The sequence below is a fragment of the Asprobacillus argus genome, assembly GCF_032248395.1.
Lineage (GTDB): Bacteria > Bacteroidota > Bacteroidia > Flavobacteriales > Flavobacteriaceae > Polaribacter > Polaribacter argus.
The window spans coordinates 131,964-158,439 of record NZ_JAVTTO010000002.1; the positions used below are offsets into that span (position 1 = coordinate 131,964).

Here is a 26,476-nt window from a genome sequence, read left to right on the forward strand (position 1 = left end):
TATATATGATGAAAAATTACGAGAAAAGACGATTTAAGATTGGGACATTGATTTGGATGTTGTCGGTCTTTCTATTAAGCGGAAGTTTATTCGCCCAGACGGTAACGTTTTCTTTTGCCAATGCGAAGATGACCGATGGTAGTGGGGGTGTTGGAACCACGCACTACGAAGTAGATGTGATGCTGACCACAGATACTGATTTTAAGTTGGGTATTGGTCAGATCTATATCGATTACAACACAGCTGCTTTTGGGACGAGTATCGCAGGAGGTAATTTAACGACCAATCATCCTGCAGGAAGTGCGACGGGCTATATTCTAGATACGCGAGTTTTTGGAGGTTTTGCCAACTTTTACAATGCGTTAAACGTGGTTAATAATACGAGTTCCAAAGTGTCTATAGACTGGAATCAGGCACAAACAGCGGCGAATCTTCCAGCAGCCAATGTAACGGTAGCAGGTTCTCCTACCTTGCTAATGCACTTAACGATACAGTATACAGACAATACGCAAGATCCGATGATTGCTTTTGATGCGGGACTTTCAGATAATTTATCCAATACAGCCGGAGATGGTCCATTAGGAACAGGAGATCCCAGTGTAAATATTACCAATGATAGTTATGATTCCTCAGGATCGAAGCTAAGCAACACTTGGACAGGAGGTACTAGTACAGATTGGGATATAACGAGTAACTGGTCTTTAGGATCTGTTCCGACAGGAACTAGCGATGTGGTAATTGCAGATGTTGCAAACGCCCCAGTGGCATCTGGAGCGATCAGTGTCAATGAAATGACGATCAATACCGGAGCACAACTTACGGTAAACGGAGCAGTGACCAACAATGGAGTGATTACGATCAACTCTGGCGGGTCTTTAATTGCAAAGACCTCAGTATCTGGAAATATCACCTATAATAGAAGTATAGGAACAACAAATTGGTATTTAATATCTTCACCGGTAACCAATCAAGATATCGATGCTTTTGCAGGTGCAGAAGGATTGGCTTCTGGAACATCAAACAATCGAGGCTTATCGAATTACAATAACAGCACTCCTGGTTGGGAATATTACCAGGATGGAGCATCTGGTTCAGGAAACTTTCCTCAAGGAGCAGGACGATCTATAAAACTAGCAGCAACGGGAGATATTGCTTTTACAGGATCTATGCCTGTTTCAGATGTGGGTATTGCCATTACATCTAATGCCAATGCTTTTAATCTTGTAGGTAACCCCTACCCATCCTTTATACCGGCAAATACCAATGCAGATGGGACCAACAATGTATTAACGATCAATTCATCAGATTTAACTGAACAAACCGTATGGTTTTGGAATGAAGGAACCAGTGCATACCAGCCTATCAATCAGGCTTCAGGAGCAAGATATATTGCACCGGCACAAGGGTTCTTTGTGAGTTCTAACGGAAGTAATACCTTCAACTTTACAGAGGCAATGCAGAGCCATCAGGCGGATAATTTCCAGAGAAATGCGAACACCAGACCAGAGATCAAGTTATCACTTGCAAACGGAAGTGAACTGAGAGAGACCGAGTTGTATTATATAGAAGGAACTACGACTGCTTGGGATAATGGATATGACAGTAGCATTTTTGGAGGAGCAGATCATTCTTTTGCAATCTATACACAATTGGTATCAGACAATGCAGGCGAGAATTTAGGAATTCAATCTTTACCGGACAGTGGTTATGAAACGATGATCGTTCCAGTAGGAGTGAACGCAGCAGCAGGTACTGAGATTACCATTTCTGCCACAAGTTTGAACTTGCCTAGTGGGATGAATGTATATCTGGAAGACAAGGATGACAATACATTTACCTTGTTAGATGGTTCATCAGAGTTTACCACGACACTTTCCGAAGAACTCAATGGTATTGGACGTTTTTACCTGCATACTACTACCAGTACATTGAGTACAGAAGGATTCACCTTAGATCATGTAAGTGTATTTCTGTCAGAGAAAGATAATCTACGCGTAGTAGGTATTCAAAGTGGAGACGCGCAAGTAAGTATATATGACATTTTAGGAAAAGAGGTTCTGCGAACAACTTTTGTAGGTACTGGTGTTAATGACATTAGATTACCAAACCTTAAATCAAGTGTGTACATCATACAAATGGTAACACAGGAAGGGAAGTTGAACAAAAAAATTATTATAGAATAATATACTGCCAAACCATGAAAAAACAAACAGAAAACAGATCACAAGATATCTCACGTAAAGAAGCTTTACAGAAGATCGGGAATTATGGTAAGTATGCAGCATTAACAGCTATTGGAACCTACATTATGTTGAATCCAAAGAAAGCGCAAGCGGCTAGTCCTCAAGATCCAGGGGACGGATTCTAAATGTTCTTTATTTATATAGAATTTAGTTACGAAAAAGCCCATCTTCCGATGGGCTTTTTTTATACAGTATATACCACTTGATCTTACAGGAGCTTATTTTGATCTATCCTGTCTAAAAGTGCTGGTTTGCTATTTTTACTCACAGAAATCTTACTACCATTGCTCATTAATAACTGGTTTCCGCTAATCTCTTTGATTTCGTTTAAGTTCACTATGAAAGACTTTTGGCTTCGGAAAAAAGTGTTTTCAGGAAGAATTCCTTCTAATGATGTAAGACTCATTAAAGACATAATAGACTCATTAGCTAGATGAAACTTCACATATTTTTGAGCACTTTCGACATATACAATCTCGGAAAAACGAACTTTGATCGCTTTGTAATTTGACTTAACAAAAATATAATCTTGTTCTGCTGAGGGAATTGGATGGGAAGATTCCAAAACAGTATTCTTAACACTGACATCGACCTTTAGAAGATTGTTTGCTTTAGCTATGGCACGCACAAAACGATCAAACTTCACTGGTTTTAATAAATAATCCACAACGTTGTGGTCATAACTATCTAACGCATACTCTGAATACGCTGTAATTAATATTGTTATAGGAGGATCTTTTAATGCTTTTAGTAGCTCCAATCCGGTTAGGTCGGGCATTTCCACATCTAAAAACAAGAGATCCACTTCGTTGTTTGCTAAGAAACCAATACACTCAACAGCCGTATGTAATTTACCTACAACTTGCATATTAGGAATCTTAGACAGATGATTTTCAATAAGATCTTGAGCCAACGATTCATCGTCGACGATCAAACAGGTTATGGGGGACATCTCTAATCTAGCTCTAAAGTTAATTCTACCCTAAAAATACGATTTTTATTATTAACTTTTAAAGAATACGATTTTGGATACATATGTTCTAATTGTTGCTCCAGGTTTTGTAAACCAATTCCTTTCTTCTTGTCGTTTGGAGTGAATGTATTCTCTGTTAGTACAGTTAGCGTATTACCTGCTGTAGAGATACGAATCTTCAAAAAACCATTCTTTTCGGATGAGATATTACTATGTTTGAAACCATTCTCTATAATATTTATTAATAGGAGAGGAGCAATCTTCTTATTAGAAAAATCACCTGTGATCCGATAATGAATGGATTCTTCATTTTTCAATTTTCGTAGCAATTGTAACTGTATATAATTCTCTATTAATTGTATTTCATCGGCTAATGCTACTTCTTCATGTTTTCCTTCGTATATCAGGTAGTGTAAAATATCCGAAAGCTTTTCGATCATAATTGGAGCGTTCGAATGATTCAGAATAGATAGTGAGTATATGTTATTTAAAGAGTTAAAGAGAAAGTGCGGACTGATCTGTGATTTCAAGGCTTGCAGCTCGGCTTGTAACTTATCATTGCTAAATTGCAAGGCTTTTTCTTCTTCCTCTTTATGTCTGTTAAAATACCAGTATAGAAAAGAGATAATGATAAACAAAGAAAATTGAACAACATGCTCTAACACGAACATAAACGGGCTCATTTCTGGGCCGTCACCAATCCCTTCACTCATGTCGTTTAAAAGATTATAAGATCCTGAAAACATTACCAGAAAAGACAAGCTTATTAGCGTTATTGCTACCCCAATGATGTAAACAGCACTGCCATATCTCACTAAGAGTTTAGGGATCAATATGAGTAAATTGACATATACTGCAACCGCTAAAAATAGGGTTTGCACCAAAGAAAAATCTGCAGCTGCCCAAATGTTATCATTCATGTACATGAAGAAATGAAATTCCCAAACGTAGATGAACAACCAAAATAGGATGTGATAAATTATTTTTTTTCGACTCATACCGGGTATTACTTAAGATATTTCTAAACTTAATTCAATAGAAAAGATACCATCTTTTGCATCTATTTTCAGTATATTCTTATCTGTATATATATGCTCCAACTGTTCCTTTAAATTTTCTAACCCTTTTCCTTTTTCGTTTGAATTGGGAATAAACGTATTTTTTGTTTTTAAGTGCAATACGTTATTTTTCATAGAAATGTCAATTTCCAAAAAATCATCCTCTGTAGAGGATAGTTCGCAATGCTTAAAACTATTTTCAACGATGTACAGCAATAATAACGGAGCTACTTTTTTATTCGAGAAATCCCCGGAAATTTGATAGCGAATCGATCTTTCATTTTTTGATTTTCGCAAAATTTGTAACTGTATATAGTTTTCTATCATGCCTATTTCCTCCTTCAATAAGGTCTCTTTTTGTCTTCCTTCATAAATAATATGCCTTAAAATATCCGATAATTTTTCGATCATCACGGATGCGTTTGTATCGCTTTTAAGTGATAATGCATGAATATTTTTTAGGGATTCAAATAGAAATTGCGGACTCACTTGAGATCTCAATACCTGTAGCTCAGTTTGTAATTTTTCATTAAGTAGATGCAATGCTTTTTGCTGTTCTTCTCTATGTTTGGTAAAATACCAATACAAAAAAGAAATGATCATGAATAGTCCGAACTCAATAAAATAGGAGAATAGTTTATTATAGATACCTAGATTCGGGCTATTGTTGAATTCATTATTTAAATCACTTAAAAGTCCATATAAACCTACAAATTCGACCAAAAAGGAGATGATAAGTAAGGTTAGAGTAACACCTAAAATATATACAAATTTGCCATATTTTGATAAGAGTAAGGGAATAAGAATAAACAAATTGATGTATACAATAGAGGCATCAAATAAGGTCTGTCCAAGCACAAAATCAGCCACAGCACCTATGGAATCTTCCATAAAAAAGAAAAAGTGGAATTCCCAGATGTAGATAAATATCCAAAAAAGAATATGATAGACTATATTTCTACTGCCCATTTATTAAAAGTAATAATAAATTTGAAATGGCCAAGCATAAAACACTAAAGTAAATTTACAATAGTTACTACTCATTTAAATGTAAAACGAGTTCCAACATAAATATGTTTTGCGTGCTATCTATTTTTAAGATGTGATCGGATGGATAGATCTGCTCAAGCTGACGTCTTAAGTTTTGTAAACCGATTCCCTGCTCTTTGTTGTTTGGTGTAAATGTATTTTTCGTTTTTAGAGTTAATGTAAAACTGTTTAAAATAAGGTCGATAGACAGAAAACTGTCCTCTGAGGAATTAATATCACTATGTTTAAAACAATTCTCCACAATATTGATAAGTAACAACGGAGCGATCAACTTATTAGAAAAATTACCCTGAATATGATATTGAATGGCTTGTTCATTCCGAATTTTACGCAAAAGTTGTAGTTGTATATAGTTTTCTAAAAGTGTAACTTCTGATTGTAACGACACTTTTTCTTTGGTACATTCATAAATGATATAACGCAAAATATCTGATAATTTTTCGATCATTATAGCCGCATTATCATTTTTCTGGATGACTAGTGAATAGATATTATTTAAAGAGTTAAATAAAAAATGAGGCGATACTTGAGACTTTAGCACTTGAAGTTCTGCTTTAAGCTTGTCATTTTGAAATTGTAATGCCTTCTGTGCTTCTTCCTTATGTTTGACGAAATACCAATACAGGAAGGATACTAGAATAAAAAGAGATAGTTCCCATATGTAGTAAAACCCCTCTTTAAAAAGATCAAAATTTGAATATTGATCTACATTAATTTGAATGTCATCAAATAAAGGTAAATATAAACCCAGAATAGAAACGAGAATTAAAAAAGCGAAACCCAAAATTATATAGAGCGCCGCTCCATACTTGTTTAACACTCTGGGAATCAATATGTAAAGATTAGTATAAAAAATAAGCACAAAAAGAAGGACGTTAACAATAGCTATAAACAAACTACTTAGAATGCCTGAAGATCCAGATATTTCTTCCCATACAACTAAGAATATATAGACTAAGATATAAACCCAAAAGAGGGCATGAAATAATACATTCTTGTTTACCATACCCTAAAAGTAACAATAAATTCGAAAGATCTATATATTTCTCAAGGGGTATAAACAATTTAAATGCCCTTCCTAAACAAGGTCCAACGTCAATTCAAAAGTGAAAACACCTTTTTTATCCGAGGTCGAAAATGAATGTCTGTTAGGGTAATGATGATTTAGTTGTTGTTTCAAATATTGAAAACTATTCTTGTTTTTTTGAGTGGGTTTGGAGGTATATGAGTTTCGGGTATGCAAAATAAGTTTATTGTTCTCTTCAGCTACGTTTATATGTAATACCGCTTTAGGATTGGTCTCCAGATTACTATGTTTAAAACAATTTTCAACACAATTCATTAACAATAGAGGGACAATTTCTTTTTGAGAAAAATCACCAGTTCTGGTATACTCGATCAATTCTACATTTTTCATCTTCTTTAAGTACTGCAAATCGATATAGTTTTCTACAAGCATTATTTCTTTGTTCATAGACACTTTTTTGTTTTTTCCTTCATAAATAATGTAACGGAGCATATCTGCAATCTTTTCCACCATTAAAGAAGCATTGTCGTCTTTTTGAATAATGAGCGAATAAATATTATTTAAAGAATTGAATAAAAAATGCGGGCTTATCTGAGATCTCAAGAATTGTAGTTGGGCATGCAGTTTTTCATTCTGATAGTGTAGTGCCTTCTCTTTTTCTATACGATGCTGCTTAAAGTACCAATACGATAGAGATACAACGACAAAAATCGAAAGGTCAGCTAAGTAGAAAAAGGCTTCAACAAACATGTCGAAATCAGAGAAGTAGTTCCCATTTAGATCTACGTTTTCGAATAGAGGAGATAGTATTCCTAGATTAAATACAATTAACAGTAATGGGATAATTGTGATAACATAAATAGGTACTCCGTAAGTTTTTAATACTCTGGGAATTAATAAATAAAAATTGCAGTAGAAAACAATGCTATAAAAAAGCAGGTCTAGAAATGTTAGAACCAAACTGCTAATAACAGGGGAAGATGTTTCTACTTCTTCGAAATGAAACATAAACGAATAGAGAAAGACAAATCCCCAAAAAAGTAGATGATATAAGTTGTCTTGTTTACCCATTAAAAATGTCAATGGCGAAAGATAGAAATGAATTTTATAGGGACATGAGTAATTTCGTAAAATGTATGTTTTTAGGAATGAAATCCTGGTTTTTATCTTTAAGGAAAAAAATAGACTTTGTGTTCCTAAATTACAAAACCTTATGAATTTTCCTTTTTAGTAGAGAATAATGAGAATATGTTTGGGACAACTAAACTCAAAAGAATTATGAAGTTATTCCCCCCGTACGTTAAATCCCCTGTATGTACTGCTCAATGTCTAATACGCAAAACCCCTGTCGTATGATAAAAGTAGTAATTATAGATAAAGATCTAAAGACCAGAAGTTATTTAAGCAAGAAACTTGCTTTATTTGAAGGTGTAACGGTAGTTGCACAAGCAAGCACGATTCAAAAAGGTATACAAGCGATTACAGAAACTGAACCGAACTTGGTTTTTCTAGAAGTAGAAATGCCTGAAAAAAGTGGGTTTCAAATACTTAAAAAGATCCCCGAAGTGAATTTCGAGATCGTTTTTATGTGTAAAATAGTAGATTATGCCATAGAGGCGATACGACATAATGCCTTAGATTATATCGTAAAACCTCCAAAGATGGAAGATATTGAAGAGATTCTAGAGCGTTATCAGGAAAGATTAGAGTTAAAAAGAGCGCAACAAAAAAGAACCATCAAAGAAAAGATACACTCGTTATACGACCCATCGAAAAAGATTCTTCTGCCTACTCCGAAAGGATATAAATTAATGAACATAGATGATATTGTGTATTGTGAATCTTCAGGAAGATATACCATTGTAAGACCATATGGAGAAAAGTCGATTACGATTGCTCAAAACTTGGGAAGCTTTGAAGATGGTGTCTCAGCACATGGGTTTATTCGTATTCACGACTCCTATATGATAAATATCCAATATCTAGATAGTTATAATAGAGATGCTCAGAAATATGGTGAAGTTCATCTAACGGATGGAACTAAATTAAAAGTGTCTAGAACACGTAGATCAGAATTATTAAACGTATTAAAAGGATTTAAAGTAAGTGCCTAACTAAAATTTTAGCATAAAAGAGCCCTCCTTTCACTCTTATTTAGTGAAAAATAATAGAAAAGTAGGTTTGCCCTCATTCGGATAGGGGTTTATTCACTTGGCAGACCTACCTTTTCTATAACTCATTTTGAAAGAAGAAAAAGAACTATACTTTTTAGTACCCTTAATAACGGAAGCTGCAGAAAACTCTTGAGTCTGTGGCTTCTTCTTTTTACTGATCTTTCAAAGAAATACTTCTCTGTAGTGTCGTTACTTTAAAAAGAGAATTGACGTAAATAATAAATCATACCTACTTATTACAAAAAGGAGCCTTCTTTTTTCATAAGGATCATTTTAAAGAGTAACTACATTAATCATACTTATTTTTGGTACTGTATCTGATGAGATGCATAAAAACAGAGATGTATGTATTACATCAGGGAAAATTGCGGTTAAGAGTTCTAATGCAGAAATTTTAACTAAAAATTCATCTAAAGATCTAGATGAATTGAAGAAAGGAAAGGTAGTTTATGTATTTATTATGGGGTCTGCGGGGATCTAATACATAAACTTACCTCTCCAATACATTATACTTATAGTAAGTAAGAATGTTTTTTGAGATTATTATATTTAAGAAGTGAGGAGTCATTAAAGTTCCCTCAGAAACAATTATATTCCTTTTGTTAACCAATGACTTCTGCTTCTTTTTAAAAAAGACGTTGGCTATTTAGTAAAACTATTTTTGTCTTTTATCGGATAAAGAAACTTTGTGGAAATGGGCTTATTTCTTTTTGTACCTCTTAAATATCTCCGTACTTACCCAATAAATATCTTGATTACTTGTATAGAAAAAGTACTTACCATCTTTGGTTACAAAGGGGCAAAGTTCATGGCCCTTAGTATTTATAAGCGATCCCATGTTGACAGATTGCGACCAAGTCCCATCGTCTTCTTTAAAACTAATATATAAGTCGCCACGACCCAAGCCTTCTTTTCTTTGGGCACAGAAAATTATATACGATTCATCTGGTGCGATAAAAACATCGGCCTCATAGCTTGGCGTATTGATCGCATTGCTCAAAATAACAGGTTTTTGGAACTCCCCATTAATAGATTTTGAGGCATAAATATCAAAGTTATTATTGTTCTTATTAGACGAAAAATACATAGTACCGTCGTTGGTGAAGGAAATATAATACTCATTCATTTCAGTGTTGATATTTGGTCCTGCATTGATCGGTTCTGACCACCCTTTATCTTTTCTCTCAACGTACCAAATGTCATAGTTGTTAGCATTTCCTACACCATCAAGCGGCCTTTGAGAAATAAAGTATAACCTGTTTCCATCAGGAGAAAGAAAGGGGTCGTTATTACCATAGTTTTTCTGTATCATTAGCGTTTTTGAAGCACTCCACGTATCTCCTTCAAGCTTTGTATATCGTATGATTTCTCCATTATTAGTGGATACTCCGTAAAAAAACTCTGTACCATCTTTATTAAAAACGGATCCAAACTCATACTCATTCTTCTTGGAAATGAGACCAGGAGCAAAGATCTTAGGTGTTTTTTTAGGAGGTTTTTGCCCTAAATACATCAAAGACTTTTGGATATCTGTTTTCGTGCTTGTTTCGTTTTCATAAGTGCTTTTATCTGTTAAGACAAAAGCATACAATATTGCAGCGATACTAAGGAATCCTATAAACCACTTTATTTTTTTCATACTATAAAATTACTATTTATAATCTAACACAGCAGGTAAAATATAATATTGGATCATTTTATAAACTTGTGATGGGGGCATCCATTTCTTTTTCAGTATGCGTGGATCCATAATAAGTTCCCTTAGTTAGTGTCTTTATTATAGTATATAACTCAGATCATTAAAAAAGGTTACATCTCAATTAGAATATATTCTTGATTTTCGGAGAGAAAATTTATTTACCGATACAAAAGTTGGAAAAGATATGCCCTAGAATATCCTTATCTACATCATACTCTCCGGTTATATTTCCAAGATGACGTAAGCACTCACGAATATCAATCGCAAAAAGATCAGAAGAGATATTAGCATCAATTCCATCGCGAACCGAGTTGATACTTTGTAAGGCAAGATTTAAAGCTTCAAAATGACGGGAGTTCGTTACAATGGTTTCGTTATTGCTCAATGCTCCAGTATTTACTAAAGATGTCAATTCGTTTTCTAAACGATCAATACCTGTTTTTTGCTTAGCAGAAAGTAATAAGATTTGCGCAACAGTAGATTCAATATCTTCTTTCTGAGAATTTTCCAAAGCGTCTATTTTATTCGCAATGACTAGAACTCGTTTTTGAGGAAAACGTTCCTGTATCGTTTCAATTTCTGTGATAAATGCCTTTTTATTTTGAACGAACTTATTCGAATCGATCAAAAAGATGATTAGTTGCGCATTTTCTGCTTTTTCATAAGCCTTTTTAATCCCAATACTTTCTACTACATCATCTGTTTCACGAATTCCTGCAGTATCTATAAATCGAAACGCAACACCATCGATGATCAGTTCGTCTTCAATAGCATCTCTGGTCGTTCCTGCAATGTCAGATACAATAGCCTTTTCTTCATTCAATAATGCATTTAGCAGAGTAGACTTTCCAACATTGGGCTCGCCAATAATAGCAACAGGAATTCCATTCTTCATTGCATTTCCGAAGGCAAAGCTATCAATCAATTTTTTCAAAACCGTAGAAATAGTATTTACCAGTTCCTTGAACTTTGTTCTATCTGCAAATTCCACATCTTCACCTGAGAAATCTAATTCTAATTCAATCAAAGCAGCAAAGTCCAACAATTGACCGCGTAATTCTTCTAACTCATTGCTAATGCCTCCGCGCATTTGCTGAATCGCCATTTGATGTGATGCTGCTGAATTTGATGCAATAACATCGGCGACAGCTTCTGCTTGAGATAGATCCATTTTACCATTCAAAAAAGCACGCATGGTAAATTCACCATTGTCAGCCATTCTACATCCGTTTTGTAAAAACAGTTGTATGATCTCTTGCTGAATAAAACTCGATCCATGACATGAAATCTCCACCACATTTTCACCAGTATAGGAATGAGGGTTCTTAAAAATAGATACTAAAACTTGATCCAATACTTTATCATTTTCGGTAATATGTCCTAAGTGAATAGTATGTGATTTTTGCGCCTCCAAACGCTTACCACGTGCAGAGGTGAAGAATTTAGAAGCTATATTAATAGCCTCTTCTCCAGATAATCGTATAACGGAAATAGCACCTACACCTGCAGGAGTCGCTAAGGCAATAATAGTATCGTTTTGAACCATGGCGCAAATATACCGCATAAAGTTGAACAGTAATAATTATGTAACAAACTTAAAATTTTGGCGTCTATATAATAGAGAGTCAACCATTTAAAAGTAGAGATCATGAGAAAAGATAACCAATTATTAGTCATTACCCATTTAAGTCAATTGCTAGATCTAGTAACGATCATAGGAGGCTTTGTGGTGCCTTTGATCTTATGGTTGGTAAAGAGAGATGAGGTCATTGGAATGGATCAGCATGGAAAATCGATACTGAACTTTAGGATTAGCATGTTTATTTATGTGCTCATGTGTATTCCGCTAGTACTCTTTTTTGGATTGGGCTTGCTCGGGTTTTTGTTAATTGGAATCTTTTACTTGATTTTTCCAATTATCAATGCGATCAAAGCGAGTAATAACCAAGCTCCGAACTACCCATTGAGTATCCAATTCTTAAGTTAAGAATTATAAGTATACGTGTATAATTATTTGAATTAAAAGCGCTCGGTAGGGCGCTTTTTTTGTTTTAGAATGCGCTAGATAGCTTGTTTTATAAAATCCTCGAATTGATAAAAGAATAACTCGAATTGAGGCATCTTGTCTACAAAGAATTCATAGCAATCTCTCCAGGAGTTTTTGTTATAGATACTAAACTTTTGGTTGTGTGGGACATAGATTCTACGAATTAGCTTGCCATTTTCCAATTCGTAGGAATCGTCAAAAATAACCTCAGGAAGATAATCAGTCTCTAAGAGATTCTTTAGCGCCAATAGTTGATCATACAGTAGTTTGTTAGCAATTTCATCAGGGTGTTCAAGGTCTAAGCATACCATCGCTTTTTTTCTGTCAGCAACAAATTTAAAACTGAATCCTTTTATTTTGGTATTGTATAGGAGCCATTTTCTAGGAAACGATTTTCCAAAACTGGTCCAAAACTCTTTACGCAGTTGTGCAGATTCTTCTCTACTAAACATAGATTGTTGTGGTCTAAGGAGTATATATACTAGCCATGTACTTTTGCATGGGTACCTCTTTCTTGCATCAATTCGGCTTCAAAAGCCAACAATGCTTTCCATTTTTCATCTACAATTTCACGATCCATGTACTCTCGAGCATATCCTAGGAATAAGGTATAATGATTTGCTTCAGAGATCATTAAATCCTTATAGAATGCTACGAGTTCCTCATCTTCCATGTTTTCAGAGAATACTTTAAAACGTTCACAGCTTCTAGCTTCAATAAGGGCAGCTACTAATAAACGATGTATCAAAGCTTCTGTTCTATCTTTTGTATGTGGAAAGAATTTTTGCAGCTTTAAGGCATAATCATTTTTGATTGCCTGACCCAATACCATGCCACGACTTACCATCAAATTATGAACCATTCTAAAATGTTCCATTTCTTCAATTGCGATATCGCTCATATCCTTAACTAAGGCCGTTTCTTCTGAATAGTTGATAATAATTGAAACAGCATTAGATGCTGCTTTTTGCTCGGCAAAAGCATGATCGGTTAACAATTGCTCTAGTCCATTTTTAGCTACTTCTACCCATGAAGTTTTCGTGTCAAACTGCAGTCCTAACATTACTCATAATTTGTGTCAAACGAATTCCAAAATCGGCAAGTGATTTAATCTCTTTAACACCAGCCAATCTTTCTCTTCCTATAATCAGTAATCCTTTTTCGTTAGATTCAATGTGATAATAGGTGTTACTTTCAAAGAACAAAATTAAATCATCTGTAAAGAACGAACGTATTTTTTCTTCATTTTTTCCAGAGAGGTAAAAGCGTTTTGAAAAATCAGGATGACTGTCAATATCGATATCTTTAAAGCCTGCAAAATGAATAATATATTCGAAGATACCTTCTCTATCTAAGGTAAATTCGGGAATAGTGCTATCCAAACCAATATGCAACATCGTTGCCTTTATATTTTGCTTAGCGATCATTTCTCCTTCGGAAAAATCAATATCGAATAAACTACAATGATCATTAGATAATATGTTTGATACTTTTTTGATCTGGCGTGTTTTAAAATAACCGAATTCTGGAAGTTCCGTGATTTCCGTTTGTGGCACCTCTTGATAGTTCCATTGCAATTCTTCGCTAATAGAGCTTAGAGATTTTTGTCGTTTCGTTAAGCTATGTTTTTTGTCTTTTGGTTTAGAAAGGGCAAATTTACGCAAGGCAAATGGGTGTGTACTCCCAGACTTATAATCATCTAAGCCAACAACCTCAAAATGTCCGCCTTTTCGCTTAAAACTTTCGGCATAGTTGTATACATTTTCCATCACAGAATGATCTACAAAATCACACATTGAAAAATCAATAATCACGTCTTCCGTTTCAGGAATCTGATCTAATTTTGTCTTTAACTTGGTATAGTTTAGGAAACTCGAAAAATTCTTCACACTTACATAATACGTGTCATCCTCTTTAAACATGAGCACATTCGGTTTGAATAAGTTACTAGCAAACATGCCAAAATTCTTGTTAATAATCACGTGAATGATGAACGTAGTAATTATACCAATAACAATTCCAGTAATAAGATTTGTGGTAATCGTGACCAATAAGGTCACCATAAAAATGATCAGCTGTTCTGAGCCAATTCTAAATGTTTTTCGAATGTTTTCTGGTGAAGCCAATTTATATCCTGTATAGACAAGAATGGCTGCAAGGGCCGCTAAAGGGATATGCCTTAATTCGCTGGCTAAGAGTAGTATAAATAACACTAAGAAAGTAGCATGAAATAGATTTGCCGATCGATTACTTCCTTTATTATTTACATTGATAGAACTTCTTGCAATTACGGTCACTACATTTAGTCCCCCTAAAAAACCGCTAATTATAGTTGCAATACCTAATGCTCTAATATCCTTGTTAATATTCGACCTACGTTTCATGGGGTCTAGTTTGTCAACCGCGTTAATACTCAGTAAAGATTCAATACTGGCAATCAATGTAATAGCAATAACAGCACTAATAAACTCGAATTCAAGAAGTTTCTCGAAGTTAGGTTGCGGAAATTTTCCAAAGATCTTATCTGGTAAATTGATCAGTAATTCTTGATCAATAGGATATTTAGATGCTGAAAAAATGTCAAAATAATAATAGAAAGCTATACTGAATACAATAATCCACATAGGAGCAGGGATCAATTGAAAATATCGATTTCTGATCTTGCTATAAAAAATCATGATCAACAGACTAATAATACCAATAGATCCTGCATAGAAAACGCTTGTACTATTGGTTTGGATATAGTCTAGGATGCCTCCAGGAACCATAACGAGTAAATCGACGATACTTCCTTTGGCGGAAAGATCTCCCAACATTACGTGTACTTGTTTGGCGAAAATACCGATACCAATGGCTGCAAGCATTCCCTGAATTGCAGAAGAAGGAAAGAAGTTACTTAAAGACCCCAGTCTTAAAATACCCAAGATGAACATGAGTACTCCAGAAATAATAATGGCAGCCAGAGTAAAGAGATAACCTTCATACATATTGCCATTACCTAAGATAGTAATAGCACTTAAAATAACAACGACCAATCCATTTCCCGGACCTGTAATAGTAACCTGAGATCCTCCAAGGATGGAGCAAACGATTCCGCCAACGATAGCCGCAATCACTCCAGAAATGGGTGGAGCACCAGATGCTAATGCTAGCCCCAGTCCTAAGGGTAATGCCACCAATGAAACTACAAAACCAGAAAAAATATTCTGTGGTAATTGACCTACAAATGTTTTAACAGTACCTCTTTTACTCATTATTTAACTATTAATACATCAGTTGGTAATTCTGACAAGATATACTCTAAATCATGCGGAAAAACTCGATCTAAAAGACCCGTCTTTTTCGGAGCATTCATTACTAATAGGTCAGCTCTTTTTACTTTAGCATAATGCCCAATAGAATACCCTCGTTTACCAAAAATACTTTGTTTTTTTACCGCAATATCGTTTGTATCTATTTCCTCTAATATTTTATTAACCCTGGAATCTTCTCTCATTTTGAGACGTTCTCTTCTAATCGTTGCTTTTCTTAAAGAAGCATCATCATTTACCTTAACATGAATTTCACTTTGGCTAATTTCTTCTACAATAGTAACTCTTTTACATCCTAGTCCTTTAGAAATCAGAAATGATGCTTGTATGGTTTCTCTTGTTCTTTGATCTTTAAGGCCGTTTACTACAATTTGTTTACAAGAAACCCTTTCAACAGATGGTTTGATTAGCAGTAATACTGAGCATGCGGCTTTTCTTGTTAACTCTCGTGCGATGGAACCCACATAATATTTATAAATGTTTTCTTGTTGAAGCGCTCCCAGAATCAAGAGATCAATAGATTCGTCTTTAGTAGCTGTTAGCAACACATCAATAGGTTTTCCTTTTTGCCAGATTGTTTTTAAGGGAATGGTAAGCTTTGGAGCTTCTTTGGCCAAAGCCATGAGTGCTTTCTCTTTTTCTGCTGATTTTTCTCCTACGTGAACACCGACTAATTCGGAATTGAACATATTTGCGATTCTCGCTGCTTCAAAGAAATTGGCCTTTAAATTTGGTGAAAAAGCAATTCCTATGAGTATCTTTTGTATCTTTTGCAAGTGCCTTTGTAAGTTTGTGTTTCAAGCACAAGATAGGAAATAAAATGAAAGCCCAAAAAAGCTTAAAATTTTTATTTTTGAAGAAAGCACAATCAAAGATTTTAGTATTTTTAGATCAAACTTAATATCAGCATGTTAGAGCTCGCAGGAATCATTATTTTAGGAATTTTAGCACAGTGGTTTGCATGGAAGTTTAAGATTCCGGCAATACTCCCTTTAATTTTAATAGGGTTACTTGTAGGCCCTATAGCGGCTGAATTCCTTACAGATGACGGATCAAAATATATAGAACCTGTTTGGAATGGTACAAAAGGGCTCTTCCCTGGAGACTATTTATATTATTTTGTCTCTTTAGCTATTAGTATTATTCTTTTTGAAGGAGGTTTGACCTTGAAGCGAAATGAAATTAAAAACGTAGGTCCGGTCATTACAAAACTGATTACACTTGGATCTGCAGTAACTTTTTTCGGAGCAGGTGTTGTAGCGCATTATACGTTTGGGCTTAGTTGGGAATTGTCATTTCTGTTTTCTGGATTGATTATCGTAACAGGTCCTACGGTAATTACACCGATCCTGAGAAATATTCCGCTAAAGAAAGATGTGTCAACTGTTTTAAAATGGGAAGGTATATTAATAGACCCTATTGGTGCACTGGTAGCCGTATTGGTGTTTGAGTTTATTAGTGTAGGAGGAGACAGCGGGTTTACGAAAACAGCATTAACTGAGTTTGGTAAGATCCTGTTATTCGGAACTACTTTTGGATTTACTTTTGCACATGCATTGGCCTTTGTAATTAATAAAAAGTGGATTCCACACTACCTCTTAAACGTGGTGTCCCTATCAACGGTATTATTAGTTTTTGTAGAATCAGAAATTTTTGCACATGAATCAGGATTACTCGCTGTGGTGGTAATGGGAATGGTATTGGGTAATAGCAAGTTAAACAATCTTAAGGAGCTACTGTATTTTAAAGAGTCGTTGAGCGTATTATTGATTTCGATGCTGTTTATATTACTTGCCGCCAACATAAACATTGAAGATCTATTACTATTATACAATTGGAAAACAGCTGTATTATTTATTCTAGTTGTTTTTGTAATACGACCCCTTGCAGTATTATTAAGTACGCATAAGTCCAATTTAAAATTAAATGAAAAGCTTTTCATTAGCTGGGTAGGACCAAGAGGTATTGTAGCTGCAGGAATTGCTTCACTTTTTGGTAGCAAGTTGCTCAAACAAGGAGTAGCTGGTGCGGAATATATTACACCTTTAGTATTTATGATCGTGTTAGGGACCGTTTTACTCAATGCTACTACGGCACGCTTATTTGCTAGAGTAGTAGGAGTCTTTCTGAAAGATTCAGATGGAATTCTAATTGTAGGAGCCTCTAAAGCTTCTAGATTGATTGCTGGTTACTTACAGAAATTTGGTAAACGGGTAGTGCTTATCGATTCAAACAAAGCCTTTATAGAAGATGCGCAAAAAGAAGGTGTTGAAGCATTCGAATTCAATATCTACGACGACGACCTATCCGATAATATAGAATTAAATGATATAGGCTATTTAATAGCTTTAACAGGAAGTGATGCCGTAAATGAATATGCGTTAAAAAATCTATCAAAAGAATTTGGAGAGCATGGAGCTTTTCGTTTAGCAACCGCTCAAGAGGTTAAAGATCGAGATTTTGAACACAAAGACGTACTCTTTTCTCCTAAAGATGATTATATTAATTTAAGTGAGACGGTGAGGGATTACCCAGAAATTCATGAGATCAAAATCGATTCTGACCAAACATATCAATCTAGTTTAGAAAAGTTGCATCAGCATTTAGAATGCGTGCCTTTATTTGTGATATCACAAGATGAAAACATCTATTTATTGACAGAATTTGAATCGAAAGATTTACCAAAGAAAGATTGCATTCTAGTCTATGTTGGAGATAAAGTTTAGATTATAGGTCCAATTGAAAACGATCTTTGAGTTTCTCGATCATTGGATTTTTCTCCTTTAATTTGTTATACTTTTCTTGAGGCGTATAGGCAAACTTCTTCTCTATGGTTTCGTTTACTTGTACATCCAATGAAATCCCATAATTGTTCAAGGATTCCCGTAAATGCAGTAATAACTTAGGAGTCCCTTGTCGCAATTGATCTTTCATCAATGTATTTGGTAAGGTAAATTGAACCACAAAATTATCTTTCAATATAGGTTCATCAGTAATTAGAATAGAAGCAATGGATTTCTCTCCTTTTTTAATCAACTTACCATAGTATTTTTTCCAAGTTTTTAGTAACTCTTCTTGTGTAAATGGCGTTTTTGGGTGGTTGTCATAATTTTCTTCATCAACAGGTTTCTTTTCTTCCTTTTTCTGATGAACGCTCTTTAAAGAAAGTGCAGATGAACGTCTCGTAATATTTTTAAGAACAGGTTTCTTAATCTCAGGCTTAGGTTCTGCGACTACTTTAGGTGTTTCGTTTTGTACGGTTAGTGGTTTCGGCTTTTTCAATTCTTTAGCAGCCGGAATAATGGATGTGAAAAAAGTAGCTGGAATTATGTAGTTAGCTGACTTTTTTTTTTCTCCATCAAAAGTGATAGAGGCAATTTGCATCAAAGTTAGTTCAACCAACAGTCTTTGATTTTTGCTAGCTCTATAATTTAGATCGCAAGCATTTGCTTTATCTATGGCTTGTACTAAAAAACCTATAGGTGTCTTCACAGACTGTTCTAAATACTTCTTTTTTGTGGCATCGCCAACTTCAAGTAGCTCTAAGGTAGCCGTGTCTTTGGCAACCAACAAATCTCTAAAATGAGAAGCCAATCCATTAATAAAATGATGACCTTCAAAACCCTTACCTAATATAGTGTTAAATGCAACTAATACTTCGGGAATCTTGTTTCCTAGCAATAAATCTGTCATTGCAAAGTAGGTTTCAAAATCTAATACATTAAGATTTTGAGTTACCGCCTCTCTCGTTAGATTACTTCCAGAAAAACTTACGACTCTATCAAAAATGGATAAAGCATCTCGCATGGCACCATCTGCCTTTTGAGCTATAATGTGTAGCGCATCATCTTCGGCGCTAATATTCTCTTTTTCACTAATGGTTTTCAGGTAGTTCTTTGCATCTAATACACTAATTCGTTTAAAATCAAAAATTTGACAACGAGATAGTATCGTTGGAATGATCTTGTGCTTTTCAGTGGTTGCTAGGATGAAAATTGCATGTGCTGGTGGTTCTTCTAAGGTTTTTAAGAATGCATTAAATGCAGCTTGAGACAACATGTGAACCTCATCAATAATATATACTTTATACTTACCAGTTTGTGGTGGAATTCGAACCTGATCTGTCAGGTTCCGGATATCATCTACAGAATTGTTAGAAGCGGCATCTAATTCAAAAATATTGAAAGCAAAATCTTCATCTTCGCTTACCTCGATATCTTCCTGATTGATTCTTTTCGCTAAAATTCTAGCGCAAGATGTCTTCCCAACTCCTCTTGGACCTGTAAATAATAATGCTTGTGCCAAATGGTTATTCTTTATCGCATTTTCTAACGTATTTGTAATGGCTTGTTGCCCAACAACATCCTCAAAATTTTGAGGTCTATATTTACGTGCAGAAACGATAAAATGCTCCATGGATAATCGGTATCTTTGAGAAACAAATGTAAGTATCTACATCATTTTTTACAATAATGATTCTTAACAAAATCTTAAAGTTGTAAACAATTGTACAAAAACGATAGTGCTTTCGACAAAGTCTTAAAACATAGAAGAAATGAAAACTTTAAAAACATCAGCTACGATATTCTCCTTTTTTTTATTGATTTCCTGTTTTGGATTTACAAATGAAAGGAATACAAGTATGCTAAAAAATGATATAGCAGTAGTGCAAACCAATAAAGAGTTAAAAGTTGCATATTTTGCAAGTGGATGCTTTTGGTGTGTAGAGGCCGTTTTTGAAAGTGTAAGAGGGGTAGAGGAAGCTGTTTCTGGATATGCTGGTGGATTTACTAAGGACCCTACCTATAAAAAGATTGGAACAGGAAGAACTGGACATGCGGAAACTGTGGCGGTATATTACAATCCTGAAAAAGTAAGTTTTAAGACGTTGGTAGCTGTATTCTTTGGTTCGCACGACCCAACTACAAAAAATGGACAGCATCCAGATTATGGAACTCAGTATAGATCTATTGCTTTTTATAGTAATGATAAAGAGAAGAAAATTATAGAAGATGCGATTAATGTATTGAACAAAGAAGTATACAATGGCAAGGTAGTTACCGAGGTAACAAAGCACACAAAATTTTATAAGGCAGAAGATTACCACCAGGATTTTGAAAGAAGAAACCCTAATCAGCCATATGTAAAAGCAGTATCTATACCTAGGCTAAATAGGTTTAAGAAGAAGTTTCCTGAGTTATTAAAAAAAGGTGCCCATTAGGCTATTCTTTAGAAAGGGTATCAATAAAACTTTCGAATTCTTTTTGAAAGTCGAGATACTTTTGACCCGTAGCGGGACCATTAAAACCAGTATGAATTTTTCTCACCTTTCCTTGTTTATCGATAAATATACTAGTAGGATAAGAGATAATATGATTTAGCATAGGTAATTTTTCCTGTGCTAATTTTTTATCTGAAGATCCATATTGTGCTAACAAAATTGGATATGGAATTCCTACCTTACGCTTCAGCCTTTGAATGCGTTTAAAAGCAATTTCCTTAGTCTTAGCATATTCAAACGCCAGTGCCACGAAGGCTACCTTTGAATTAGGGTGTTCCTTTGCATACTTTGTATAGTACTTGCTCTCATCTAGGCAGTTAGGACACCAGGTTCCCATAACTTGTACCACCACTACTTTATTTTGAAACTGTTTGTCGTTTAAGGAGATCAGTTTTCCTTGCTCGTTTTCAAAACTGAAATCAAAACGATCATATCCTTTATTTAGAAAGGTTAGTGTATTGGCCGACGGTAGTTCATAGGCGTCATTTCTTTTTGCAATAAAAGGTTCTTTCCAGTGATTTCCGGAATAGAAGACCCCAGTCATCGTTGAATCCGTTACTTTAGCCTGAAATAAAAAAGCATGCGCTCCATCAAACGTAGATAATTTTAGAGAATCTTTATCCATAACACCTTCCAAGTACCTGTAATCTCCCGTTGTGGTTCTAAAAGTTCCTGTAACCGTATTTCCATTCTGCTTGAAAATTCCTTTAGCGATGTACTCATCTTTTTCTATATTTTGACTAAACACAGCTTCCCAAACCCCTTGAACTATTTTAGGAGTGTCTTGAGAGAATATTCGAAATCTGTCAGTGCTTGGTGATGCTTTAAACGGAACGACTCTATCCAAACTTTCCTTGATAAAGCTTCCTTGTAACACACCATTTTCAATCTTAGCGACAATATACCCTTCAAAAACAGGAGTTTGAATATAAACAGAATCATTTTTATAGGTAATCTCATTTACATCAATCACTTCATTAGCATTAAATACTCTAATAGATTTTTCGTTATCAACTTTGAAAATGAATGGTAAAATCTGATTATCCTGAACCAAGAGCTCTGCTTTATAGGTTCCTTTTTTTAATGTTTGATGTTCCTTTTTTGAACATGAAATGATGAAAATTGCAGTTAAAAGAAAAATGACGTATCTCATTAAAAAGTATTTTGATAAATAAAGGTAGTACGTATTAGATATAACTTCTTACAAAAAAACCCCATCATTTGACGGGGCTTAAAAGTAATGCTTTATTTTTTGATGAATTTCCTAATAGAAGATTCATCGCCATCTATTAGTTGCATTAAATAGATACCAGGCTTTAGCTTCGCAATATTTATACGATTGTCTACTAATGTTCCAGATAATAAGGCAGCACCTAATAAAGAGGTGACCTTGTAAGTTACAACTTCGTTTTCTCGATTTGTAATAAACACTTGTATTTGCTGTCCACTCACTGGATTCGGATATAAAGTAAAAGAATTTCCATCTTCAAATTTCGGTCTATGAAACTGGATATTTTTCTCAACAGCAGGTAATGAATTTCTAGATGTACTTCCAGTTTTTCCCGTAATTGTAACCTGATCTATATAAATATGATCGGCATTTCCAGAAGCATCATTTTGAAACCTAAATTGCGCATTGTTAACGAAACTATAGCTGTTTTTATCTAAAACTACGATAGAAGAATAGAAACCATTATTTTCAAAATCTGTACCTCTAGCGTAGGTCGCAACTGTTTCCCAACTAGATCCATTGAAATAACGCAGCCAAAAATCTTCGTTATTTTCCATACTGTATGAATAAAAATAAAACTCTACTTCAACGGTATCATAAGAACTTATATCATAGACCTCAGAAGTCATAGCTGAATTTGTCCCAGAATTATCTCTAATTCTGATAGAATAGTTTCCTTCCCAAGAACGAGAACCTGAATAACGGTAGCAATCGCTTCCTCCATCAGCCCAATTGTCCCAGCCAGCTTCGAAATAGGACTCTGATATAATAGTTGATGTATTCGTAGGAGGATCATTTGTAGTTGTATTAACGGAGTTACTATCTGCAGATTGATTTCCAGCAGCATCACTTGCTCTTACGGTAAATGTATATGCAGTACTAGCTGTTAAACCAGTAACGCCAAAGGTTGTTGTACTCGAAGTCCCAATCTGAACTCCTCCTTGATAGATCGTATATGAGGTTACTCCAACATTATCTGTCGAAGCATTCCAAGAAAGATCTACGGATGTTTGTGTTACGTTGTTTGCTACTAAGCTAGCAGGATTTGAAGGAGCTTGTGTATCTGGAGGTGTTAATGTTGTTATATTGACACTATTACTATCATTGGATTGATTTCCAGCTGCATCATCTGCTCTTACGGTAAATGTGTAGGCAGTGCTGTCGGTTAAACCGGTAACACTAAAGCTTGTTGTACTTGAAGTTCCAATTTGAGCCCCTCCTTGATAGATGGTATATGAAGTTACTCCAACATTGTCAGTAGAAGCGTTCCAAGAAAGAACTGTCGAAGTTTCAGTAATGTTACTAGCGGCAAGACTTGTTGGTATAGATGGAGCTTCGGTATCAGTTCCTGAACCTCCATCGATAGTATGAGAACCTAATCCAGAAAAGGTATCTGTAGCAAGAGAATTCCATTCTGTAGTAGTGTAGGTTGTATTGGGACTAGTTACAGATGATTTTCTTTGTAAGGTTACATTTTGAGCATAGGTAGCACTACTGTTGAATACGCCAAGCATATCTATCAACACATCATTTTTAAAAAGACCAACTGCGTCATTTCCATTAAATGTCATTTCGGAACTTCCAGTGGTAATATTGGCAACACTGGTAATAGCAGAAGAGGCATTACTGTTTGCTGCAACAAATACACTTCCATGGGCTAATTGTCCAGTTAAGGAAAGTCCACCAGACCAGGAACCGGATCCATTAGTTTGTTTTTTCAAGGTATAAGCAGATAGGTCTACCGTGCTCCCTGTAAAGTTAGCTACTTCGATAGCTTTGTTATTAGAAGAGCCTTCAATATACTCCGAAATTAATAAGTCCATTGCTGTTCCATTACCACCATTTTGAGAGGTTGTCACATTAACGGAGTTACTATCTGCAGATTGATTTCCAGCAGCATCACTTGCTCTTACGGTAAATGTATATGCAGTACTAGCTGTTAAACCAGTAACGCCAAAGGTTGTTGTACTCGAAGTCCCAATCTGAACTCCTCCTTGATAGATCGTATATGAGGTTACTCCAACATTATCTGTCGAAGCATTCCAAGAAAGATCTACGGATGTTTGTGTTACGTTGCTTACTACTAAGCTAGCAGGATTTGAAGGAGCTTGTGTATCTGGAGGTGTTAATGTTGTTATATTGACACTATTACTATCATTGGATTGATTTCCAGCTGCATCATCTGCTCTTACGGTAAATGTGTAGGCAGTGCTGTCGGTTAAACCGGTAACACTAAAGCTTGTTGTACTTGAAGTTCCAATTTGAGTCCCTCCTTGATAGATGGTATATGAAGTTACTCCAACATTGTCAGTAGAAGCGTTCCAAGAAAGAACTGTCGAAGTTTCAGTAATGTTACTAGCGGCAAGACTTGTTGGTATAGATGGAGCTTCGGTATCAGTTCCTGAACCTCCATCGATAGTATGAGAACCTAATCCAGAAAAGGTATCTGTAGCAAGAGAATTCCATTCTGTAGTAGTGTAGGTTGTATTGGGACTAGTTACAGATGATTTTCTTTGTAAGGTTACATTTTGAGCATAGGTAGCACTACTGTTGAATACGCCAAGCATATCTATCAACACATCATTTTTAAAAAGACCAACTGCGTCATTTCCATTAAATGTCATTTCGGAACTTTCAGTGGTAATATTGGCAACACTGGTAATAGCAGAAGAGGCATTACTGTTTGCAGCAACAAACACACTTCCATGGGCTAATTGTCCAGTTAAGGAAAGTCCACCAGACCAGGAACCGGATCCATTAGTTTGTTTTTTCAAGGTATAAGCAGATAGGTCTACCGTACTCCCTGTAAAGTTAGCTACTTCGATAGCTTTGTTATTAGAAGAGCCTTCAATATACTCCGAAATTAATAGGTCCGTTGCTGTTCCATTACCTCCTGCAGAAGTATTGACAGTTATTGAAGTACTTTGATTTGAGCTATTACTTGCAGTGTCATATGCGCTAACCGAAACTGTATAACTTGTGGAAGAAGTTAAGCCACTAGCATCGTAATTATTAGTGTTAGAAGTTCCAACTTGAGATCCATTTAAAAATATGGTATAACCGCTAACAGCAACATTATCCGTAGAGGCTGTCCAGGATAATGAAAAAGATGTTGAAGCGACATTTGAGGCAATTAAATTGATTGGAGTAGATGGAGCAGTAGTATCAGTACTACCACCTCCGAATAAATCTTCAGCCTGAGGGCCTCCCCAAATTTGTGTAGCAAAAGCGGGATTATCAATAAAAGGATTTCTATTTCCTTGCAAACCTTCTAGAACAGGGTTTCTTTGCTTTTCCAGATCAGAAACCGGATCTTCTGCATTCCACTCGAGAAATAGCATGATCATGTTAGTATCCGAAGCGACAGTAGTTCCTACACCAACATTTATGGGTAAGGTTTGATTTCCGTATCGGAGATACATATACATCATCATCCGTGCAACATCACCTTTCCATTCATCACCAGGGTACCAATTTCCTGCGGCAGTTGCTCCGGAATTACCATTGCCATCTTCGAATTTTCGATTGCTTCTAGATGAATTTCGCTGAGCATCACAGGGTCTTAGGTTATGTGCATCGGCACCAGGGCCAGATGTTCCTAAATTTGGATTAGCGAGAGATTTAGAATACACATGTTCTCGATTCCAAACACCGGTTCCTCCACCATTTTGATCAACACCTCTAGTTCGATCATTAGTTATATCTCCATCAGAATCATTCCAACCGTAAATCAATAGTACTTTGGTAGGGTCTGTAGGATCTAGATCAGTTTGTTTTAAAGCATCCCATACGCCGGGGGTGTAAGAAAGGTTAGTAGTATGCGTATTGATGATTTTTGTAGCTAAGGCATTCTTAAGAGCGGTGCCAGTAAGGGTCAAGTTTACGTCATTGTAGTACGTAGGGATCTGTGCAAATGTTGCTACAGTAAATAGCAGCATCAGCCAGGGGGTTAATTTTCTCATGTTAATTGAACGTTTTTTGTGTTAATTGAATTTTTGGACTTTTAAAAAAAGCCCAGAATACAAAATACACCTTTTTTTTGGAATTTTAGTGACTTGTTGATAAGTATTCACAGCCTGATAGTGATTGTAAGTAGTTCTAAACAAACAAAAAACCCTATCAACATTTGATAGGGTTTTAAAGTGTATAAGACTAATAGTGCCTTTGATTATTACTAAACTAGAAACCTGAGCCAGGATCTTCAGGGCTAGCAGCTTGTGCTTGCTTAGGACTTAATAAGATGTAAGTTCCGATTGCCGTTAATGCCGCATACTTTCCGTAATTACCAATTTTATGTAAGGCCTCTTTACGGGTGATTAATTCTTTGTTTTTATATTTTGCTTGATTATTCATGATTCAATACTTTTTTCCTTAATAAACAT

The 26,476-nt window shown here is 35.3% G+C and carries 22 protein-coding genes; 7 read left to right on the forward strand and 15 right to left on the reverse strand.

All coding sequences use genetic code 11. The features are described from left to right. The first annotated feature begins 5 nt into the window (after window positions 1-5). Both RQM59_RS04355 and RQM59_RS04360 read left to right on the forward strand, forming a co-directional pair. Window positions 6-2,183: a DUF8693 domain-containing protein gene (locus tag RQM59_RS04355; RefSeq protein ID WP_349240857.1), complete on the forward strand. Its 2,178-nt coding sequence runs from the start codon at window positions 6-8 to the stop codon at window positions 2,181-2,183. Window positions 2,184-2,197: 14 nt separating this feature from the next. Next, the gene (locus RQM59_RS04360) at window positions 2,198-2,368 is read left to right on the forward strand and encodes a hypothetical protein (RefSeq protein ID WP_349240858.1); all 171 of its coding nucleotides are present in this window, start codon (window positions 2,198-2,200) and stop codon (window positions 2,366-2,368) included. A gap of 83 nt (window positions 2,369-2,451) precedes the next feature. Here the strand turns inward: RQM59_RS04360 and RQM59_RS04365 are convergent, their stop codons facing one another. The 5 genes from RQM59_RS04365 to RQM59_RS04385 form a co-directional block, all read right to left on the reverse strand. After that, window positions 2,452-3,195: a LytR/AlgR family response regulator transcription factor gene (locus tag RQM59_RS04365; RefSeq protein ID WP_349240859.1), complete on the reverse strand. Its 744-nt coding sequence runs from the start codon at window positions 3,193-3,195 to the stop codon at window positions 2,452-2,454. Between the two features lie 2 nt (window positions 3,196-3,197). Continuing rightward, the gene (locus tag RQM59_RS04370) at window positions 3,198-4,136 is read right to left on the reverse strand and encodes a sensor histidine kinase (RefSeq protein WP_349240860.1); all 939 of its coding nucleotides are present in this window, start codon (window positions 4,134-4,136) and stop codon (window positions 3,198-3,200) included. 90 nt (window positions 4,137-4,226) lie between these two features. Beyond that, the gene (locus RQM59_RS04375) at window positions 4,227-5,165 is read right to left on the reverse strand and encodes a sensor histidine kinase (RefSeq protein WP_349240861.1); all 939 of its coding nucleotides are present in this window, start codon (window positions 5,163-5,165) and stop codon (window positions 4,227-4,229) included. 145 nt (window positions 5,166-5,310) lie between these two features. Next, window positions 5,311-6,330: a sensor histidine kinase gene (locus tag RQM59_RS04380; protein WP_349240862.1), complete on the reverse strand. Its 1,020-nt coding sequence runs from the start codon at window positions 6,328-6,330 to the stop codon at window positions 5,311-5,313. A 72-nt stretch (window positions 6,331-6,402) separates the two neighbouring features. Next, window positions 6,403-7,359 carry a sensor histidine kinase gene (locus RQM59_RS04385; protein WP_349240863.1) on the reverse strand — a complete coding sequence of 319 codons (957 nt, stop codon included), beginning with the start codon at window positions 7,357-7,359 and terminating at the stop codon, window positions 6,403-6,405. Between the two features lie 344 nt (window positions 7,360-7,703). On the opposite strand from RQM59_RS04385, the gene RQM59_RS04390 reads away from it, so the two are divergent. Continuing rightward, on the forward strand, window positions 7,704-8,465 hold the full coding sequence (locus RQM59_RS04390; RefSeq protein ID WP_349240864.1) for a LytR/AlgR family response regulator transcription factor: 762 nt from the start codon (window positions 7,704-7,706) through the stop codon (window positions 8,463-8,465). 385 nt (window positions 8,466-8,850) lie between these two features. Then, the gene (locus RQM59_RS04395) at window positions 8,851-9,006 is read left to right on the forward strand and encodes a hypothetical protein (protein WP_349240865.1); all 156 of its coding nucleotides are present in this window, start codon (window positions 8,851-8,853) and stop codon (window positions 9,004-9,006) included. A 219-nt stretch (window positions 9,007-9,225) separates the two neighbouring features. Here the strand turns inward: RQM59_RS04395 and RQM59_RS04400 are convergent, their stop codons facing one another. Both RQM59_RS04400 and mnmE read right to left on the reverse strand, forming a co-directional pair. Then, the gene (locus RQM59_RS04400) at window positions 9,226-10,164 is read right to left on the reverse strand and encodes a hypothetical protein (protein WP_349240866.1); all 939 of its coding nucleotides are present in this window, start codon (window positions 10,162-10,164) and stop codon (window positions 9,226-9,228) included. A 214-nt stretch (window positions 10,165-10,378) separates the two neighbouring features. After that, window positions 10,379-11,770, reverse strand: a complete 1,392-nt coding sequence (gene mnmE, locus RQM59_RS04405) for a tRNA uridine-5-carboxymethylaminomethyl(34) synthesis GTPase MnmE (protein ID WP_349241456.1) — start codon at window positions 11,768-11,770, stop codon at window positions 10,379-10,381. A gap of 102 nt (window positions 11,771-11,872) precedes the next feature. On the opposite strand from mnmE, the gene RQM59_RS04410 reads away from it, so the two are divergent. After that, on the forward strand, window positions 11,873-12,211 hold the full coding sequence (locus RQM59_RS04410) for a DUF4870 domain-containing protein (RefSeq protein WP_349240867.1): 339 nt from the start codon (window positions 11,873-11,875) through the stop codon (window positions 12,209-12,211). Between the two features lie 74 nt (window positions 12,212-12,285). On the opposite strand, the gene RQM59_RS04415 is transcribed toward RQM59_RS04410, so the two are convergent. From RQM59_RS04415 to RQM59_RS04430, 4 genes are read right to left on the reverse strand one after another with little or no spacing between them, the layout of a single operon-like run. Next, complete coding sequence (locus tag RQM59_RS04415; RefSeq protein WP_349240868.1) at window positions 12,286-12,723, reverse strand: DUF4268 domain-containing protein; 438 nt, start codon at window positions 12,721-12,723, stop codon at window positions 12,286-12,288. A gap of 29 nt (window positions 12,724-12,752) precedes the next feature. Then, window positions 12,753-13,334: a MiaE family protein gene (locus tag RQM59_RS04420; protein ID WP_349240869.1), complete on the reverse strand. Its 582-nt coding sequence runs from the start codon at window positions 13,332-13,334 to the stop codon at window positions 12,753-12,755. Then, on the reverse strand, window positions 13,315-15,525 hold the full coding sequence (locus tag RQM59_RS04425) for a SulP family inorganic anion transporter (protein ID WP_349240870.1): 2,211 nt from the start codon (window positions 15,523-15,525) through the stop codon (window positions 13,315-13,317). The genes RQM59_RS04420 and RQM59_RS04425 overlap by 20 nt, the downstream gene beginning before the upstream one ends. Next, window positions 15,525-16,358, reverse strand: coding sequence for a universal stress protein (locus tag RQM59_RS04430; RefSeq protein WP_349240871.1), 834 nt, complete (start codon window positions 16,356-16,358; stop codon window positions 15,525-15,527). Before RQM59_RS04430 ends, RQM59_RS04425 begins: the two co-directional genes overlap by 1 nt. 132 nt (window positions 16,359-16,490) lie before the next feature. On the opposite strand from RQM59_RS04430, the gene RQM59_RS04435 reads away from it, so the two are divergent. Beyond that, window positions 16,491-18,308, forward strand: a complete 1,818-nt coding sequence (locus RQM59_RS04435) for a cation:proton antiporter (protein WP_349240872.1) — start codon at window positions 16,491-16,493, stop codon at window positions 18,306-18,308. Between the two features lies 1 nt (window position 18,309). Here RQM59_RS04435 and dnaX read toward each other — a convergent pair whose 3' ends face one another. Then, entirely contained in the window at window positions 18,310-19,998 is a 1,689-nt protein-coding gene (gene dnaX, locus RQM59_RS04440) for a DNA polymerase III subunit gamma/tau (RefSeq protein ID WP_349240873.1), read from the reverse strand. A gap of 139 nt (window positions 19,999-20,137) precedes the next feature. On the opposite strand from dnaX, the gene msrA reads away from it, so the two are divergent. Next, entirely contained in the window at window positions 20,138-20,803 is a 666-nt protein-coding gene (gene msrA / locus RQM59_RS04445; protein ID WP_349240874.1) for a peptide-methionine (S)-S-oxide reductase MsrA, read from the forward strand. Between the two features lies 1 nt (window position 20,804). On the opposite strand, the gene RQM59_RS04450 is transcribed toward msrA, so the two are convergent. The 3 genes from RQM59_RS04450 to RQM59_RS04460 all read right to left on the reverse strand — a co-directional run bounded on the left by RQM59_RS04450 (window position 20,805) and on the right by RQM59_RS04460 (window position 26,447). Then, window positions 20,805-22,016: a TlpA disulfide reductase family protein gene (locus RQM59_RS04450; protein ID WP_349240875.1), complete on the reverse strand. Its 1,212-nt coding sequence runs from the start codon at window positions 22,014-22,016 to the stop codon at window positions 20,805-20,807. Window positions 22,017-22,108: 92 nt separating this feature from the next. Continuing rightward, on the reverse strand, window positions 22,109-26,056 hold the full coding sequence (locus RQM59_RS04455; RefSeq protein ID WP_349240876.1) for a fibronectin type III domain-containing protein: 3,948 nt from the start codon (window positions 26,054-26,056) through the stop codon (window positions 22,109-22,111). Between the two features lie 217 nt (window positions 26,057-26,273). Continuing rightward, complete coding sequence (locus RQM59_RS04460) at window positions 26,274-26,447, reverse strand: hypothetical protein (RefSeq protein WP_349240877.1); 174 nt, start codon at window positions 26,445-26,447, stop codon at window positions 26,274-26,276. Between the last annotated feature and the right edge of the window lie 29 nt (window positions 26,448-26,476).

Coding starts and splice junctions, on each gene's coding strand:
- RQM59_RS04355 (WP_349240857.1), top strand. CDS start 6: ATGATGAAAAATTACGAGAAAAGACGATTTAAGATTGGGACATTGATT.
- RQM59_RS04360 (WP_349240858.1), top strand. CDS start 2,198: ATGAAAAAACAAACAGAAAACAGATCACAAGATATCTCACGTAAAGAA.
- RQM59_RS04365 (WP_349240859.1), bottom strand. CDS start 3,195: ATGTCCCCCATAACCTGTTTGATCGTCGACGATGAATCGTTGGCTCAA.
- RQM59_RS04370 (WP_349240860.1), bottom strand. CDS start 4,136: ATGAATGATAACATTTGGGCAGCTGCAGATTTTTCTTTGGTGCAAACC.
- RQM59_RS04375 (WP_349240861.1), bottom strand. CDS start 5,165: ATGGAAGATTCCATAGGTGCTGTGGCTGATTTTGTGCTTGGACAGACC.
- RQM59_RS04380 (WP_349240862.1), bottom strand. CDS start 6,330: ATGGTAAACAAGAATGTATTATTTCATGCCCTCTTTTGGGTTTATATC.
- RQM59_RS04385 (WP_349240863.1), bottom strand. CDS start 7,359: ATGTTTCATTTCGAAGAAGTAGAAACATCTTCCCCTGTTATTAGCAGT.
- RQM59_RS04390 (WP_349240864.1), top strand. CDS start 7,704: ATGATAAAAGTAGTAATTATAGATAAAGATCTAAAGACCAGAAGTTAT.
- RQM59_RS04395 (WP_349240865.1), top strand. CDS start 8,851: ATGCATAAAAACAGAGATGTATGTATTACATCAGGGAAAATTGCGGTT.
- RQM59_RS04400 (WP_349240866.1), bottom strand. CDS start 10,164: ATGAAAAAAATAAAGTGGTTTATAGGATTCCTTAGTATCGCTGCAATA.
- mnmE (WP_349241456.1), bottom strand. CDS start 11,770: ATGGTTCAAAACGATACTATTATTGCCTTAGCGACTCCTGCAGGTGTA.
- RQM59_RS04410 (WP_349240867.1), top strand. CDS start 11,873: ATGAGAAAAGATAACCAATTATTAGTCATTACCCATTTAAGTCAATTG.
- RQM59_RS04415 (WP_349240868.1), bottom strand. CDS start 12,723: ATGTTTAGTAGAGAAGAATCTGCACAACTGCGTAAAGAGTTTTGGACC.
- RQM59_RS04420 (WP_349240869.1), bottom strand. CDS start 13,334: ATGTTAGGACTGCAGTTTGACACGAAAACTTCATGGGTAGAAGTAGCT.
- RQM59_RS04425 (WP_349240870.1), bottom strand. CDS start 15,525: ATGAGTAAAAGAGGTACTGTTAAAACATTTGTAGGTCAATTACCACAG.
- RQM59_RS04435 (WP_349240872.1), top strand. CDS start 16,491: ATGTTAGAGCTCGCAGGAATCATTATTTTAGGAATTTTAGCACAGTGG.
- dnaX (WP_349240873.1), bottom strand. CDS start 19,998: ATGGAGCATTTTATCGTTTCTGCACGTAAATATAGACCTCAAAATTTT.
- msrA (WP_349240874.1), top strand. CDS start 20,138: ATGAAAACTTTAAAAACATCAGCTACGATATTCTCCTTTTTTTTATTG.
- RQM59_RS04450 (WP_349240875.1), bottom strand. CDS start 22,016: ATGAGATACGTCATTTTTCTTTTAACTGCAATTTTCATCATTTCATGT.
- RQM59_RS04455 (WP_349240876.1), bottom strand. CDS start 26,056: ATGAGAAAATTAACCCCCTGGCTGATGCTGCTATTTACTGTAGCAACA.
- RQM59_RS04460 (WP_349240877.1), bottom strand. CDS start 26,447: ATGAATAATCAAGCAAAATATAAAAACAAAGAATTAATCACCCGTAAA.